At 71.9% G+C, this 16,656-nt stretch carries 11 protein-coding genes; 6 read left to right on the top strand and 5 right to left on the bottom strand.

Translation table 11 applies throughout. The features are described from left to right. Positions 1 to 236: 236 nt before the first annotated feature. From AB0958_RS31135 to AB0958_RS31115, 5 genes are all read left to right on the top strand, one after another. Positions 237 to 1,289, top strand: a complete 1,053-nt coding sequence (locus AB0958_RS31135; protein ID WP_366893810.1) for a hypothetical protein — start codon at positions 237 to 239, stop codon at positions 1,287 to 1,289. Positions 1,290 to 1,605: 316 nt separating this feature from the next. Beyond that, positions 1,606 to 3,291: a stealth family protein gene (locus AB0958_RS31130; RefSeq protein ID WP_366893834.1), complete on the top strand. Its 1,686-nt coding sequence runs from the start codon at positions 1,606 to 1,608 to the stop codon at positions 3,289 to 3,291. Further along, complete coding sequence (locus tag AB0958_RS31125; RefSeq protein ID WP_366893809.1) at positions 3,288 to 4,244, top strand: hypothetical protein; 957 nt, start codon at positions 3,288 to 3,290, stop codon at positions 4,242 to 4,244. Before AB0958_RS31130 ends, AB0958_RS31125 begins: the two co-directional genes overlap by 4 nt. Beyond that, on the top strand, positions 4,241 to 7,102 hold the full coding sequence (locus tag AB0958_RS31120) for a stealth conserved region 3 domain-containing protein (protein ID WP_366893808.1): 2,862 nt from the start codon (positions 4,241 to 4,243) through the stop codon (positions 7,100 to 7,102). The genes AB0958_RS31125 and AB0958_RS31120 overlap by 4 nt, the downstream gene beginning before the upstream one ends. An 8-nt stretch (positions 7,103 to 7,110) precedes the next feature. Continuing rightward, positions 7,111 to 8,508, top strand: a complete 1,398-nt coding sequence (locus tag AB0958_RS31115; protein WP_366893807.1) for a hypothetical protein — start codon at positions 7,111 to 7,113, stop codon at positions 8,506 to 8,508. Between the two features lie 19 nt (positions 8,509 to 8,527). Here AB0958_RS31115 and AB0958_RS31110 read toward each other — a convergent pair whose 3' ends face one another. From AB0958_RS31110 to AB0958_RS31095, 4 genes are all read right to left on the bottom strand, one after another. Then, positions 8,528 to 9,481, bottom strand: a complete 954-nt coding sequence (locus AB0958_RS31110; protein WP_366893806.1) for an endonuclease/exonuclease/phosphatase family protein — start codon at positions 9,479 to 9,481, stop codon at positions 8,528 to 8,530. Between the two features lie 106 nt (positions 9,482 to 9,587). Continuing rightward, positions 9,588 to 11,717 (bottom strand): 3-hydroxyacyl-CoA dehydrogenase NAD-binding domain-containing protein, encoded by a 2,130-nt coding sequence (locus tag AB0958_RS31105; protein WP_366893805.1) that lies wholly within the window; start codon positions 11,715 to 11,717, stop codon positions 9,588 to 9,590. Continuing rightward, positions 11,714 to 12,931 carry an acetyl-CoA C-acyltransferase gene (locus tag AB0958_RS31100; RefSeq protein WP_366893804.1) on the bottom strand — a complete coding sequence of 406 codons (1,218 nt, stop codon included), beginning with the start codon at positions 12,929 to 12,931 and terminating at the stop codon, positions 11,714 to 11,716. Before AB0958_RS31100 ends, AB0958_RS31105 begins: the two co-directional genes overlap by 4 nt. A gap of 117 nt (positions 12,932 to 13,048) precedes the next feature. Then, positions 13,049 to 14,155 (bottom strand): hypothetical protein, encoded by a 1,107-nt coding sequence (locus AB0958_RS31095; RefSeq protein ID WP_366893803.1) that lies wholly within the window; start codon positions 14,153 to 14,155, stop codon positions 13,049 to 13,051. A 242-nt stretch (positions 14,156 to 14,397) separates the two neighbouring features. Between AB0958_RS31095 and AB0958_RS31090 the strand changes: the two genes are divergently transcribed. Next, positions 14,398 to 15,192, top strand: a complete 795-nt coding sequence (locus AB0958_RS31090) for a TetR/AcrR family transcriptional regulator (protein WP_366893802.1) — start codon at positions 14,398 to 14,400, stop codon at positions 15,190 to 15,192. Between the two features lie 87 nt (positions 15,193 to 15,279). Here the strand turns inward: AB0958_RS31090 and AB0958_RS31085 are convergent, their stop codons facing one another. Further along, positions 15,280 to 16,560 carry a ribonuclease D gene (locus tag AB0958_RS31085; protein WP_366893801.1) on the bottom strand — a complete coding sequence of 427 codons (1,281 nt, stop codon included), beginning with the start codon at positions 16,558 to 16,560 and terminating at the stop codon, positions 15,280 to 15,282. Between the last annotated feature and the right edge of the window lie 96 nt (positions 16,561 to 16,656).

Here is a 16,656-nt window from a genome sequence, read left to right as displayed (position 1 = left end):
CCGTCCGGACAGTTGTGCGGTCGGAGTGACGAAAACATGAATGCAGACCGTCGGGCGAGTGACCTTCTGGGAGGCCGGGGAGGCGGTCGGCGCCGGCCGGGGGCTGTCGGAGGAACGGGAAGAGGGGGCACCGGATGGGGGCCAGGACCGGGCGTGCCCGGCGCGGACGCGCCGGCACACCGCGAGGAGCCGGCACACCGGGAGGAGCCGGCACACCGCGAGGAGCCGCGGGCCGGGTGCCGTACGAAGGTCCCCGGGCCGTCGGTGCCGTGGACGGCCGCTGGCTCCTGCGCGGTCGCGACGGGAGACTCACCGCCTACGCGCGCACCGATGGCGGGCTGTTGCGCTGGACCGAGGCGCGTCCCGGCGGTCCGGAGTGGACCGGCCCGGACTTCTTGGCCGCCCCCGGCGTCACGGAGGTGTCGGCCGCCCAGGGCGCCGACGGGTATGTGCACCTGGTCGCCCGGCGGGAACCGGGCGGCTCCGCACCCGTCGACATCGTGCACGCGGTGCAGTACCAGACCGGCAGGCCGGTCACCGAGTGGCGCTCGATGGGGAATCCCGGCCGGACCCCGGAGCGCGCGGCGCTGGTGGCGGCACCGGCAGCGGCCGTGAGCGCGTCGGGGCGGGTGCATGTGTTCGTCCGCAACGCGGGTGGCGGGGTCTGTCTGCGCCGGGAGGCGCCGGACGGGCGCTGGGAGCCCTGGCGGGATCTGCGCGGCGGTGGCGTCCGGCCGGGCATGACGGCCACGGCCACCGGCACCGGCCGGATCGAGCTGTTCGTGCCGGGGGAGGGTCCCGCGATGCGCTGGTCCCAGCCCGAGCCGGACGCCGACCCGGAGCGCTGCCCGAACGTGCCCGTCGCCGTGGCCGAGGGCAGCCCCGCCGTGCTGGAGACCGCCCAGGACCGGGTGACCTTCTACTGGACGGACGCGGCGACCGGCGGGATCGTCGCGCACCGTCCCGGCAGTTGGGTCATCCCGCTGGGCGGGGCACCCGCCGTCGGCCGGATCGCGGCCCTGCGGACCGCTCTCGACGGGTACGACTGCACGGTCCTCGCCGCGCGCGACCACGCGGGGGAGATCGCGCTCGCGGCCTTCGGCACGGAGAACGAGGGCGGCGGCGTGTGGTGGTCGCCCACCGGGGAGCGCTGTGCGCACGGCCCCGCATTGGCCCGGGACGCGCACGGGCGGGTGGTCCTGGCCTTCCTGGACGAGGCGGGCGCGCTGTGCGTGGCGCGCCAGTCGGCCGAGGCGGGACTGGTGCTGGGCCGGTCGGTCCGGGTGTGACGTGCGGTAAGACACAGCTGAAGAAAATGTAAGTGACACATATCTCACAGGTAAGAAAACATCTAGACAATGAGTTGGCAAAGATGTGAAGATCCGGTGGCTTGATTCGTTCGTCCCAAAGCGAGCGGCGGGCGGGCTGAATCGTTTGTACGGGGCATGAGGGGGGTCTCAGCCCTTGCCAAGGTGCTGAGGAGTTGGAGTGAGCCCGGGTAATCCTGAGGCGAGCGCGCTCGTTTCGACCTACCGATCACTGGTGCCGGTACGGGCCCGGCGGCGCATCGTCCGCCGGATTCCCCGTCCGCTGCGCCAGGGGGTCATGCGGATCCTGACGGCTGCGGACGCCATGCGCACCGCTCTGGCCAGGGTCGTCCTCGGGGCGGCCGGTGGTCCCGCCCGGCGCGGCGCCGGGGCCGTCCTGCGGGTGATCCGCCTCGACGGTCAGCACGTGCGGGCCATGGTCGTGCCCGGCGCCACCGAATGGGCCGCCAGGGCTCGCAACCTCCATCTGCTGGTGGCCGTCCTCGAAGACGCGGAGATCGAGTACTTCGCCGTGCGCGGCACGGGAGGAACCGTTCCTGCAGTGGCCGTGCCCGCCGCGCTCCGCGAGGACGTCGAGGACGTCTTCCAGCTGGTGTGCAGCCGCGACCCGGGATACGTCCGCGCCGCTTCCGGGGGCCAGTCCCGTGCCGGTTCGTCCGCGCAGGCCTGGCGGAAACTGCGCTCGCAGAAGGTGCTGAACGTGGCCTGGGTCGTGTGCGACCCCACGGAGAACCTCGCCTTCGGCCATGAGTCCGGCTGCGAGCTGGAGTTCTGGACGGAGGAGGAGGGCGAGCTCGTCGCACCCCGCCCCAACTCCGTGGTCACCAGCACCCCGGTGGGCGGGGAACGGCGACTCGCGGAACAGCGCCTGTTCAGCCCCGTCCCGTTCCTCTACGGCACCGGCCGGACCCGTACGCTGCCCGAGTTCACGGCCGCCCTGATCGGCGACCACCGGTACCCGATCGACATCGTCTACACCTGGGTCGACGACTCCGACCCCGTCTGGAGAGCGAACAAGGACGCCGCGCGCCGGCAGTACGACGGCGGCTCCACGTCGCTGCACGAGCAGGCCGACAACGACGCCCGGTACACCAGCCGCGACGAACTGCGGTACTCCCTGCGCTCGATCCACCAGTTCGTGCCCTGGGTCCGGAACATCTTCCTGGTGACCGCGGGGCAGGTGCCCGACTGGCTCGACACCGAGTACCCGGGCCTGCGGGTGGTGGACCACCGGGAGATCTTCTCCGACTCCCGCGCGCTGCCGACCTTCAACTCCCACGCCATCGAGAGCCAGCTGCACCACATCCCGGACCTCGCCGAACACTTCCTCTACCTGAACGACGACGTGTTCTTCGGACGGCCGGTCCGCCCCGAGCAGTTCTTCCATCCCAATGGCCTGACCAAATTCTTCATGTCCAAGGCGCTGATCCCGTCCGGGCAGATCTCCCCCGACGACCTTCCCGTGAACGCCGCCGGCAAGAACAGCCGGGGTCTGATCGCCCAGCAGTTCGGCACCGTCATCTCGCAGAAGATGAAGCACACCCCGCACGCCCTCAGGCGCTCCGTCCTCGCCGAGATCGAGCAGGTCTACGCGCGTGCGCACTGGGTCACGCAGCACTCGCGGTTCCGCTCCCCGCACGACACGCCCGTCGCCTCGTCGCTGCACCACTACTACGCCTACCACTCGGCCCGGGCCACGGTCGGCGACCTGCGCTACGTCTACGTCGACATCGGTGAGCAGCGCGCCCAGCAGCGGCTGAACCGGCTGGTCGCCCGGCGCGACTTCGACACCTTCTGCATCAACGACACGATCGTCCCCGAGGACCGGGACGCGCAGACGCGCATGGTCGCCCGCTTCCTCGACGCCTACTTCCCCGTCGCCAGTCCGTACGAACTCCCCGACCGGGCGCTGTCGCCGGCGCGGCACCAGGTCGAGCAGGAGCAGGGGGTGGCCGTCCGATGAGCGCGCGCCGTCGTCTCCTCGCCGCCGTCCGGCGCCGTGCCGCGGTCCGGCTCGCCCGGCCGCGTGCCTGGCTGATGAACCGGCTCTTCCTGCCCCGGCGAGCCGGCCGTACCGCACGGCTGCGCTACGCCGCCCTGCTGGACGGCCAGACCGTCAACCTGCACGCCGAGCTGCCCGGCTCGGTGACCGAGGCGGACCACGCCGAGATCGTCGTACTGCGTCGGCGCCACCGGCACCGGGTCCCCGCCCGGGTCTACGCCGGGCGCGACGGCCGCTACCTCGTCGACGCGGCGGTGCTGCTGGGCACCGGCACCAGGGGAGTGCCCGTCACCCCGGGGCGCTGGAAACTGCGGCTGGACGTGGGCACCGGGCGCCGGGTCCGCCAGTTCCCGCTGCTGCTCGCGGAGCTGACGAAGCCCCCGACGGGCACGACAGGACCCATGAAGTCGTCGCCGGTCACCGCCGACCGCTACCGGCTCGGCCGGACCGTCCGCGGTGACGCCCGCGTGGTGTGCGCCAAGGCGCGGCCCGCCGCCGAGGTGGTCAACGTGCACATCGAGCACGCGCGCATCGAGGTCGATCTGCGCCTGCTCGGCGTCGGCACCGACGCCCGGCAGGCCGAGTTCGTCGCCGCCGGCCGGAGTGTCACGCGCCCGCTGGACGAAGTGGAGCCCGGCGTATGGCGGGTGGACGTTCCGCTGGCCGAGATGGTCCCCACCGGAAGCCGGCGCGTGCACTGGGACGTCCTCGTCCACACGGACGCCCGCACGCCCCTGCGCCTCGGGCGCCGGCTGCACGACGTCCAGGCGCCGGGGCGGGTGTTCGCGATGCGGAAGATCCTCGTGTCACCGCGCCGCGACACCCTGATGATGATCGAACCCCGCTACACCCCTGCCGGGAACCTCCGGTTCACCTGCGGTGACGGTGCCGGGGCGGAGCAGAGGAACCCATGAGAATCGCCTTCCTGCTGACCCAGGCCGACGTGCTGGGCGGCGAGGAACGAGCCGTGCTCGGTCACGCCGGCACGCTCGCCGACCGGCACGAGGTCAGCGTCATCAGCGTGTTCAAGGCGCGGCGCCGACGCTTCGCACCCCCCGACCCCCGGGTGCCGGTCAGGTTCCTCATCGAGACGCTCCAGCACCGGCCCGTACGCCGCTCCACCCTGGACGCCGGCACCGGCCTCGCCCTGAGCGCGGTACCCAGCGAGGTCGTCGAGCGCCGCTGGGACGACCGCTTCCACCGACTCGCCGACATCGAACTGGAGTACGCGCTCCAGGACGCCGACGTCGACGTCCTCGTCACCACCTCGCCGGCGCTGCTCGCCTACGCCGCGCGGTTCGCCCCGCCGCACGTCCTCACGGTCCACTACGAACTGAGCGCGCCGGAAGTGGCCGGCCCCGCCGCCGAACCCCTGCTCCGGCACATCACGCGCTGCGACGCGGTGGCGCTGGCGTGCGCCCGCTCCCACGAGTGGTACACCGAGACGTTCGGCGCCGGCGCCCCGCCGCTCGTGGTGATCCCGCCCGCGCTCGCCGAGGGGTTCCGGCCCCGTTCCACGCTGGAGACCCGGATGGTGACCCTGGCCGCCCGGCTGGAGGAGCGCTCCGGGATCGCCGACGCCCTGGCCGCCTGGGCGCGGGTCAGCCCGCTGCACCCCACCTGGGTCCTGCGGGTCGTCGGCGACGGTCCGCTCGGCAACCGGCTCACCGGCCACCGGGACCAGCTCGGCCTGCACGGAACCGTCCAGTTCGTGGGGGAGGCGCCGCCCAGCCTCGCCGAGGAGTGGGCCAAGGCGAGCATCGCCCTGAGCACCGCGACCGAGGACGCCGTGGGACTGGCGCTGCGCGAGGCCCAGGCCGCCGGGGTGCCCGTCCTGGCGTACGACAGTCCCCACGCCCCGCGGGAGATCGTGCACGAGGGGCGCACCGGCCTCCTCACCACTCCCGGGGACACGGAGGCCCTGGCCGCCGCGCTGCTCGACATGATCGAGAACACCGAGATGCGCCTGGGCATGGGCAACCTCGCCGCCGAGGCGGCCCTGCGGTTCCGGGCCGGCGACCAGTGGGACGGCCTGCTCACCACCCTGGAGGCGGACCGGGCGAGCGGTCGCCGCGCCGCGCTGAAGGCCGAACGGATCGCCGCGCACGCCATGATCGCCGGTGCGGGCGGCCAGGCCAGGGCCGCGGCCGCCGCCCCGCGCAGCACCCAGCACTCCAGCCGGCTCCAGGGGACCGAGGAGCGGCTCCTCAAGGAGAACGGCACGCTGGTGCGCGACGGCGGACAGCTGTGCCGCCTGATCGACGCGGAGACCCCCTTCGACACCGTCCAGGCGAACCTGGCGATGACGGCCGCCGCGCTGGAAGCGGCCCGCATCCCGTACTTCGTCTCCCGGACCACGAAGGTGCGGCACACCGTCGCCGTGCACGCCGACCACCGTGAGGCCGTCCTCAAGGCGCTCGCCCAGCACTTCGCGAAGCAGGCCGTGTACATGGCACTGCTCAACGACGCCGACACCGCGGTCGCCACCACGCTCGCCGGACTCGCCACCGAATACCTGCGCACGGAATGCGCCGGAGTGCGGGTCTACCAGAGTGTCGTCACACCGTCCCGCACCCTGCGGCTCGGGGCGGCCTACGGCTGCACCGTCGCGTTCTGGGAGGACGACCCGGAGGACTCCGGCACCATCGTCTCGCCGTACCGCACCCTGATCGGCTCACGGGTGCCCAAGAGCGCGCTGCGCCGGGTGCCGACGGTCCTGGGCGGGCGCAAGTACCCGACGCTGGAGGCGTTCGCGGACACCCTGCACCACGACATCGCGTTCCCGGTCGACGCCGTCTACACCTGGGTCGACGGCGCCGACGTCTCCTGGCTGGAGCGCAAGAACGCGGTGCTGGCCGCCAAGGGGATCGAGACGCAGGACGCGGCCACCAGCGCGGCCCGCTTCCGCAACCGCGACGAACTGCGGTACTCACTGCGGTCCCTGGACATGTACGCCCCGTGGATCAGGAACATCTACCTGGTCACGGACCGGCAGGTCCCGCAGTGGCTGGACCCCCACCACCCCCGGGTCCGCGTGGTGGACCACACCGAGATCTTCGGCAGCGAAGGGGCGTTGCCCACGTACAACTCGCACGCCATCGAGAGCCGGCTGCACCACATCGACGGACTGGCCGAACACTTCCTGTACTTCAACGACGACGTCTTCGCCGCCCGCCCCCTCCAGCCCGGCCTGTTCTTCCTGGGCAACGGCCAGTCGAAGCACTTCATGTCGTCGAACGCCATTCCGATGAACCCCATCACGGAGGGCGACGAGTTCAGCCGTATGGCGGCGAAGAACAACCGGCAGCTGGTGGCCTGGATGTTCGGCCGGACCCTCGTCAACTCCTTCATCCACGCCCCGCACCCCCTGCGCCGCAGCGTCATGTACGACCTGGAGAAGCAGTTCCCGGACGCGCTCGGCACCACCGCCCGCAACCAGCTGCGCGACCCGTCGGACGTGTCCGTCGCCTCGTCGCTGCACCACTACTTCGGCTACTACACGGGTCGCAGCGTGCCGGGCGGCATCTCCAGCGGATTCGTCAACGTCGGCCTCAGCGAGCAGGTGAAGCGGCTCAACCACCTCCTCGCGGAACGGGCCAACGACGTCTTCTGCCTCAACGACTTCCACGACGGCGACATCTCCGAGGACGAGCAGGACGCCACCCTGGCCGCGTTCCTGCCCAGCTACTTCCCGATAGCCAGCCAGTTCGAGGCGGGCTCGCCCCGCAATCGGCTCTTCCATGCGGGGCGCCTGCCCGGCTGGCCGCTCTGAGAGGAACCATGAACACCTTCTGCATCCTGGGCAACTCCGTGGCCACCTCCCGGAGACCGGAGGAGGCGCCCATGGCCGGCTGGGGCCAGTACGTCGAGGAGTTCCTCTCCGGTCACCACGAGGTCAAGAACTACGCCCGCGACGCGATGACCGCGCGGACCTACTACACCGAGCGGATGGCGAGCCTGCTCAACTCGCTCGTCCCCGGCGACGTCGTGGCCATGGACTTCGGCGCCGTCGAACAGCGGGTCAACGTGCCGCTGCGCTACCACAGCCCCCGCGAGTTCACCGAGTTCCTGCGGCTCTACGTGGACGCGATCCGCGGTGAGGGAGCCGTGCCGCTGCTGCTCACCCCGACGGCGCGCTGCGTCTTCGACGTCCAGGGCAACGTCCTGAACACCCACGACGTCTACCCGGACGTGATCCGCGAGGTCGCGGCCGGCACAGGCGCCGACCTGATCGACCTGAACCACTACACCACGCGGTTGCTTCAGGAACTCGGCCCCACCCGGGCGCGGGGCCTCTTCCGCTGGACCGACCCGGGCGAGCATCCCCACCACCCCGAGGGCATCGTCGACTCCACCCACTTCAACGAGGCCGGTGCCCGGGAAGTGGCCCGCATCCTCTGCTCCGCGCTGCTGCACGCCCGCACCCTGCCGCCCGGCCTCGTCGACCCCGACCGCCTCGGTGCGGGCGAGTACCCGCCGGTGACCGCCGAGTTCACGGTCGCCAACCCCGAGTCCGTGCTCTACGGCGGCAACCGGATCACCGGCCCGGCCCCCGTGATCGCCGCCCCCACCGCCTCGAAGATCGTCAGCCCGCTGCACAAGTTCGCGGGAACGGCCCCGCCCGGCACGTCCTACCTGCTGTTCTTCGAGAACGGCGGCTATCTCGGTGGCACCTCCGTCGGTTCCGCCGGTACCTGGCAGTGGCGCCGGGCGGTCAGCTGGCCCGGCGGTGACCACCTGTTGCAGGCGGTCGGGCTCACGGACTCCGGCGTGACCGAGGTCGCGTCGGTGCCCTTCACCGTCCGGGACCACGTCGAGCCCCCGGTCGTGCTCGGCCCCCGCGAGGGCGCCTTCAGCGGTCCCCGGCCGCGCTTCTCCGGCACCGCCGACCCCGGCGTGACCAAGGTGATGCTCCTGGAGGGCGGTCGGCTGATCGCCGAGGCCCCGGTGCGCGAGGACGGCACCTGGAGCGTGCGCCATCCCCACGACTGGAAGCCCGGCACCTACCAGGTCGACTTCGTGTCGGTGTTCAGCGCCCTGCACTCCCGGCCGGCCTCCCTGCGGCTGAGGATCCACGGGATTCCGGAGGGCAACTGGATCCGGGAGTCCGCGGCCCGCGCCCGCGACGCCTGCGGGGACGAGAAGTGCGAGCACCTGCCGTTCCACGGGCGCTGGTGACCGGACGGACCCCGGGGGATCAGGGCATGCGCAGTCGTACCGTGCCCACGAGGGCACGGTGGTCGGAACACCGGACGAGCCCCCGGCACGAGGTGGGGACGGTCAGGGCGACGGCCGCGTACGGCCCGGCCAGACGCGACTCGCGCACGAAGATCTCGTCGATCTTGGCACGGCCCCCGCAGGGCGGCGCGCTGCCCGGAGTCCCCAGGGCCGTCCACTGCCCGTACCCGGGACAGTGGGCCCTGTCCGCGTCGTCCAGTTCCCGGTGGCTTCCCGTGTTCGCGGGGTTGGCGGCCGTGGACGCCGAGGGAGCGTAGAACGCGTTCAGCCGGGCGTAGTCGGGCTGGGCGTTGAAGTCGCCGGCGATGAGGTACGCCTGACCGGCCGCGTCGAAGCCGTCCAGGACGTTCAGGACCGCCCGGAGCTGCCGGACGTTGGCGGGCACGCCCGAGCGCACGGCGTTGCTGGTGGTGATGTGCACGGTGCAGAACTTCATCCGGGGCTCGTCCCGCAGCGCCGCGCACAGCAGCCGCCGGTGTTCCGCCGTGCCGTCGGAGGGCAGGACGTACTCCCGCGAGGCGCCGAGCGGGTCCCTGCTGAACAGGGCGATACCGTAGTCCCCGGTGCCACCGCACAGTCCGGGCGACGCGGCACGCGTGGCGGCGAAGCGGGCGAACGTCCCGGGACCGCTGGGCCACCCGCGTGCGGCGAGGAGTTCCTTCATCCGGTCGAACTGGCCCCGGCAGACCTCGTTGAGGGAGACGAAGTCCGCCTCGCGGTGGCGTATCGAGTCGACCGCGGCCTCGGCCAGCCCGTCGTCGACGGCACCGTGGTGCAGGGCGTTCCCCGCGATGTTCCACTGCCAGACGCGGAACGTGCGGTCGGCGTGCCCGTTCCGGCCCGACCAGGAGAGGGCCGCGGCGACGGCGGCGAGCGCCACCACGACCGCGAGCAGCGCCTTGCGACCGGACACCGGACCTGTGAGCGTGTGAGATTTTTTCATGACCACCGGCATTGTCCCGGAGCGACGACAGGGGGCCTCCGCAGCACTGCGGAGGCCCCCTGTGGCTGACCGGTCGTTACGCCGGGACCGACGCCACGCCCGGGGCCAGGAACTTCTTGCCGTTCACACGCTCCGAGACGCCCTCGCGGTCCAGGTACGGCGTGATGCCGCCCAGGTGGAAGGGCCAGCCGGCGCCCGTGATCAGGCACAGGTCGATGTCCTGCGCCTCGGCGACGACGCCCTCGTCGAGCATGAGCCCGATCTCCTGGGCGACGGCGTCCAGGACGCGGTCGCGGACCTGCTCCTCGCTGAGGACCGAGTCACCCTGCTTCAGCAGCGCGGCGACCTCGGGGTCCAGCTCCGGCTTCCCGCTGTCGTACACGTAGAAGCCGCGCTTGCCCGCCTTGACGACGGCCGCGAGGTTCGGGGAGACCGTGAAGCGGTCCGGGAAGGCCCGGTTGAGGGTCTCCGAGACGTGCAGGCCGATGGCGGGACCGACCAGCTCCAGGAGCACCAGCGGAGACATCGGCAGGCCCAGCGGGTCGACCGCCTTCTCCGCGACCTCGACCGGGGTGCCCTCGTCGATGACGTTCTGGATCTCGCCCATGAAGCGGGTGAGGATGCGGTTCACGACGAACGCCGGGGCGTCCTTCACGAGCACCGCGGTCTTCTTCAGCTTCTTGGCGACGGCGAACGCGGTCGCCAGGGACGCGTCGTCCGTCTGCTCGCCGCGCACGATCTCCAGGAGGGGGAGGATCGCGACCGGGTTGAAGAAGTGGAAGCCGACGACCCGCTCGGGGTTCTTCAGCTTCGACGCCATCTCCGTCACCGACAGCGAGGAGGTGTTGGTGGCGAGGATCGCGTGCGCCGGGGCGACCGCCTCGACCTCCGCGAACACCTGCTGCTTGACACCGATCTCCTCGAACACCGCTTCGATGATGAAGTCGGCGTCCGCGAAGCCCTCGGCCTTGTCCAGCACACCGGTGACGAGGGCCTTGAGGCGGTTGGCCTTGTCCTGGTTGACGCGGCCCTTGCCGAGCAGCTTGTCGATCTCGGCATGGACGTAGCCCACGCCCTTGTCGACGCGCTCCTGGTCGATGTCGGTCAGCACGACCGGCACCTCCAGGCGGCGCAGGAAGAGCAGCGCGAGCTGCGAGGCCATGAGGCCCGCGCCCACGACGCCCACCTTGGTGACCGGACGCGCCAGGTTCTTGTCGGGCGCACCCGCCGGACGCTTGCCGCGCTTCTGCACCAGGTTGAACGCGTAGATGCCGGCGCGGAGTTCACCGCCCATGATCAGGTCGGCGAGGGCCAGGTCCTCGGCGTCGTAACCCTGCTGGAGGTCGCCGTTCTTGGCGGCGGCGATGATGTCCAGGGCGCGGTAGGCGGCCGGCGCGGCGCCGTGCACCTTGGAGTCCGCGATGAACCGGCCGCGCGCGACGGCCTGGTCCCAGGCATCGCCGCGGTCGATCACCGGACGCTCGACCTCGATCTCGCCCTTCAGCACCTGGGCGGTCCAGATCAGCGACTGCTCCAGGAAGTCGGCACCCTCGAAGAGGGCGTCGGCGATGCCCAGGTCGAAGACCTGCTGACCCTTGAGCTGCTTGTTCTGGTTGAGGCTGTTCTCGATGATCACCGAGACGGCCTTGTCGGCGCCGATCAGGTTCGGGAGGAGGGCGCAACCGCCCCAGCCGGGAACCAGGCCGAGGAAGACCTCGGGCAGCGAGAACGCCGGGATGGCCTTGGACACGGTCCGGTACGTGCAGTGCAGACCGACCTCGACGCCACCGCCCATGGCGGCACCGTTGTAGTACGTGAAGGTCGGCACCGCGAGGCCCGCGAGGCGCTTGAAGACCTCGTGACCGCCCTTGCCGATGGCGAGCGCGTGCTCGTGCTCCTTGAGCAGCTCGACGCCCTTGAGGTCGGCGCCGACCGCGAAGATGAACGGCTTGCCGGTGATGCCGACACCGACGATCGCGCCCTCGGCGGCCTCCTTCTCCACCTGGTCGATCGCGGTGTTGAGGTTGGCCAGCGAGGCCGGGCCGAAGGTGGTCGGCTTGGTGTGGTCCAGGCCGTTGTCCAGGGTGATCAGCGCGAACCGGCCGGCCCCGAACGGGAGGTCGAAGTGGCGTACGTGCGCCGACGTCACGACCTCGTCGGGGAACAGGTCGGAGGCCTGCTTCAGAAGCTCGGCGGTGGTGCTCACTTGTCCCCCTCGAAGTGCGGGTTCTCCCAGATGACCGTCGCGCCCATGCCGAAGCCGACGCACATGGTGGTCAGGCCGTAGCGGACGTGCGGCTGCTCCTCGAACTGGCGGGCCAGCTGCGTCATCAGACGCACACCCGAGGAGGCCAGCGGGTGACCGAAGGCGATGGCGCCGCCGTACTGGTTGACGCGCTCGTCGTCGTCCGCGATGCCGTAGTGGTCGAGGAAGGCCAGCACCTGGACGGCGAAGGCCTCGTTGATCTCGAACAGGCCGATGTCGGAGATGGACAGCCCCGCCTGCGCGAGGGCCTTCTCGGTCGCCGGGATCGGGCCGTAGCCCATGACCTCGGGCTCGACCCCCGCGAAGGAGTACGCCACGAGACGCATCTTCACCGGCAGGTTGTTCTCGCGGGCGAAGTCCTCGGAGGCGATGATCGAGGCGGTCGCACCGTCGTTCAGACCGGCCGCGTTGCCGGCGGTGACCCGCCCGTGCACCCGGAACGGCGTCTTGAGACCCGAGAGGTTCTCCAGGGTGGTCCCCGGGCGCATCGGCTCGTCGGCGGTCACGAGACCCCAACCGGTCTCGCCGCCCTCCGGGTTGGTCCGGCGCACCGAGATCGGCACCAGGTCGGCCTGGATCTTGCCGTTGGCGTACGCCTTGGCGGCCTTCTCCTGCGAACGCACCGCGTACTCGTCGGCGCGCAGCTTGGTGATCCCCGGGTAGCGGTCGTGCAGGTTCTCCGCGGTCATGCCCATGAACAGCGCCGACTCGTCGACCAGCTTCTCGCTGACGAACCGCGGGTTCGGGTCCACGCCCTCGCCCATCGGGTGGCGGCCCATGTGCTCGACACCGCCGGCGATGGCGACGTCGTACGCGCCGAAGGCGACGGAACCGGCGACCGTGGTGACGGCGGTCAGGGCGCCGGCGCACATGCGGTCGATGGAGTAGCCCGGCACGGACTGCGGCAGACCCGCCAGGATCCCCGCGGTACGGCCGATGGTCAGACCCTGGTCGCCGATCTGCGTGGTCGCGGCGATGGCGACCTCGTCGATCTTCGTGGTGTCCAGGCCGGGGTTGCGGCGCAGCAGCTCCCGGATCGCCTTCACGACGAGGTCGTCGGCACGGGTCTCGTGGTAGATGCCCTTCGGGCCCGCCTTGCCGAACGGGGTACGGACGCCGTCGACGAAGACGACGTCCCTGACGGTACGAGGCACGATGGCTCTCCTCCAGATGCGGGTCTGCACTGCTGCGGCCGCGCTGAGCGCGCGCTCAGCCCCATGCTACTTATCAGTAACGTGACTGCCCACCCCTGACGGCGGGAGCGGCGAAGGTCACATGTCCGTCCGCTGCTGACAGGCATCCCGGAACCTTGGCGTGATCTCGACCTGCACCGGCTTCGTGCGGGGCGCCGCGAGACGAGCCGCCCGGGAGGGGGCGGACGGTTCCTCGCGCGGTGCGCGCAGCTCCAGGATGCGGGCGTTCCGCGTCACGGTGGGCGGCACGTCGGCGGGGCGGGCGGTGGCGGGCGGCGGCCATTCGGTCATGGACTGTCCTGGGGAGAGAGGGACGTGTGGGGCTGAACCGGCGGCGAGCGAGTCCACCAGCAGCGGCTCGTCGTCGGCCCCGAGGGCGAACCGGGTGGTGGCCGGACCGCAGACCACGCCGAGCGCGTCGAGCACCCGCGCCGTGCGGTGCCTGAGGAGCTGCACCGTGCGGGATGAGGGGACCTGCGCCGTGCGGTAGGAGGGGGGCCGTGCCCGCAGCGCGGTGACCACGTGCTCGGGGCGGCCGTCGGGGTCCGGCCGGGTGACGGTGCGGACCGTGAACCTGCCGGGCGGCGGCCGCTCGGTCAGGACGAGGTCCGGGCTGCCGGAGTAGCGGACGGCCGCGTCCCGTACGGCCTGCCAGGCGGCGACGACCTGGAGTGCGTCCGCGCACTCCACCGGCTCGACCGGGGTGCCGGCCGTCGCCGGCGCGAGCAGGTAACCGGGCAGGGGGCAGGCCCGTACCCAGGCCACCGCGGCGGCGGGACTCGTCGCGCGGACGCCCCGCAGAGCGGGTATCCCCAGCCGGGACAGCCGGGCCGCCTGTGCCCCGCGGTCGTACCGCAGCGGGGAGGAGGCCGGATCCGCCCCGGGCAGGCCGAGCTGCCAGGCGATCCGCTCGGCCGGTTCGACGCCCCCGGCGCCGGCCGCGACGACTGCCGACACCCCGAGGGCCCGCAACGCCTTGACCGTCTGCCGTACCCCGCGGTGCACGACCGTGCCGGTGTAGCCCGCGGCCACCGCGGCGTTCCGGTACGCCGGTGGCCGCAGCCGGTGCTCCGGTACGACGGCCACCGTCCGCCAGCCGTGCCGGGCGAACGCGAGCGGATACGCGTTCCCGGCGTCGTACGGGGCGATCACCGCCACGGTGCCGACGGTGTCGGAGACGCTCATTGCACTGCTCCCGGCCTTGTTGGGACCGAACGGTCCCGTCTGTCGCAGCAGCTTTCACCTGGAGAACCGGTGAAATCTCCGTGCCGCTCTGCTCTGTACCATGCTAGAAGGGACCGAGCGGTCTCTTCTAGCGTCGCCAAGTCTGGAACTCAGGTGCGGTGGCGTCAAGCAGACGTCGGTCGTGGGCCCGTCCGTCTGGTATTCCTTGGCCCGGGAATCGGTGGAGCCATCCGGGAGAGTGCATGACCAACCCGCGCAGTCCGCGACGTCGGCAACAGCGTGCCCTCGACACCAGGCAGCGCATCCTCGACACGGCCGGGGCGCTGTTCGTCGCGGAGAGCTACGAAGGGGCCTCGGTCAGCGACCTGATCACGGCGGCGCGCACCAGCAAGGGAGCCTTCTACCGGCACTTCCCCGGCGGCAAGCTCGACGTGGCGAGCGCCATCATGACGGACACGCTGAGCATGGACGGGCTGCGGGAGCAGCGGCTCAAGCTCCAGGAGGTGGTCGACATCGGCATGATCCTGGCGCACCGGATCTCCCACGAGAGCGCACTTCAGGCCGCCCTGATGCTGTCGTTCCACAGCAGCGCGCCGGAGACCTACGGGACTCCGTGGCCGGACTGGATCGTCTTCAACACCGGGCAGCTCACCGAGGCCCAGCGGCACGGCGAGCTGAAACCCTTCGTCGACGTGGCGGAGCAGGCCTACCAGCTCGCGGGGAACTGGGCCGGGGTGGTGCTGATCTCGAACACCCTCGACCGGCACCTGGGGAACGTGGAGGCGCGGATCTCGCGCATGTACCGCAACCTGGTGACCGCGATCGCGGTCCCGGAGGTGCTCCCGGAGATGGACTTCTCGGTGACCCGGGGCAAACACCTCTACACGGCGTTCCTCGAAGCCACCCCCGACCCGGACCCGGACGCCACCGCGCAGGGGGACCCGGACCCGGACGCCATCCCGCGGGGGGACCCGGACCCGGAGGCCGCTGCCGGGCAGGGCGCGGCAGGCTCCTCCGCACGGGGCTCGGGGGGCTGATCCGGCCCGCCACGGGAGGGGCCCGCCACGCGAAGGGTCACGCGCCCCGGAGCCGGGAGCGGCTCGGGGGCCGGTCGGCCGGCACGCCTACGGGGTCAGCGCCGTCACCAGGGCCGGGGTCACCTGCTCGACCTGCCACGGTCGTGCGCCGTACCCCTCCAGCGCGGCCCCGACCGAGTCGGCGTCCACCACCCGCGGCGGTTCCCAGCAGAGCCGCCGTACGGTGTCCGGTGCGATCAGGTTCTCCTGCGGCATGGTGAGCTGTTCGGCCAGGGCCGACACCGCTGCGCGCGCCGCGGACAACCGGGCCGCCGCGACGGGGTCCTTGTCGGCCCACGCCCGGGGCGGGGGCGGCCCCGTGACCGGCTGACCGGGCTGCGGCAGCGCGGCGTCCGGCAGTGCCTTGGCGCGGTCCACCGCGGTCTGCCACTGCTCCAGCTGGCGCCGGCCCATCCGGTGCCCGAACCCGTTCAGCCCGGCGAGGGCGTGCACGTTCGGCGGGAGGCCGAGCGCCGCCTCGACGATCGCCGCGTCGCTGAGCACCTTGCCCGGCGACACGTCCCGCTTCTGCGCGATCCGGTCCCGCATCTCCCACAGCTCCCGCACCACGGCCAGCTGCCGACGCCGCCGCACCTTGTGCATCCCGGACGTCCGCCGCCAGGGGTCCTTCCTGGGCTCGGCGGGCGGCGCGGCCGCGATGGCGTCGAACTCCTGCCGGGCCCACTCCAGCTTCCCCTGCCGCTCGAGCTCCTTCTCCAGGGCGTCCCGCAGGTCGACCAGCAGTTCGACGTCGAGCGCCGCGTACCGCAGCCACGGCTCGGGCAGCGGGCGGGTCGACCAGTCGACGGCGGAGTGCCCCTTCTCCAGCACGAACCCGAGGACACCCTCGACCATCGCGCCGAGCCCGACCCGGGGGAACCCGGCGAGCCGGCCGGCCAGCTCGGTGTCGAAGAGGCTGCTGGGCACCATGCCTATCTCGCGCAGACAGGGCAGGTCCTGGGTGGCCGCGTGCAGCACCCACTCGACGCCGGCCAGCGCCTCGCCGAGGCCGGAGAGGTCGGGGCAGGCGACCGGGTCGATCAGCGCGGTCCCGGCGCCCTCGCGGCGCAGCTGGACCAGGTAGGCGCGCTGTCCGTAGCGGTAGCCGGACGCCCGCTCGGCGTCGACGGCGACGGGACCGGAACCGGCGGCGAACGCGGCGACCACGCGGGCGAGCGCGGCCGCGTCGGCGACCACGGGCGGAATGCCCTCGCGCGGCTCCAGCAGAGGGATCGGCGCCCCCGTCGCAGAAGACTCGGCGTCGTCCGGGGGAGTGCCCCCGGTGGTGCGCAGTGAACTGTCTGCTGCGGTGTCTTGGGCGTCGGTCACCTGTCAAGGGTATCTGTGTGTGGACGGCGTCCGTCGACGGAACGTTCAGATGGAAGGATCGGAAGAGCGTAGGGGGGGGCAAGAGTGTGAACTAAG

The sequence above is a fragment of the Streptomyces sp. NPDC006655 genome (genome assembly GCF_040703965.1).
GTDB lineage: Bacteria > Actinomycetota > Actinomycetes > Streptomycetales > Streptomycetaceae > Streptomyces.
Note: the sequence above shows the minus strand (reverse complement) of the source record. Positions and strands in the feature narration are given on the sequence as shown.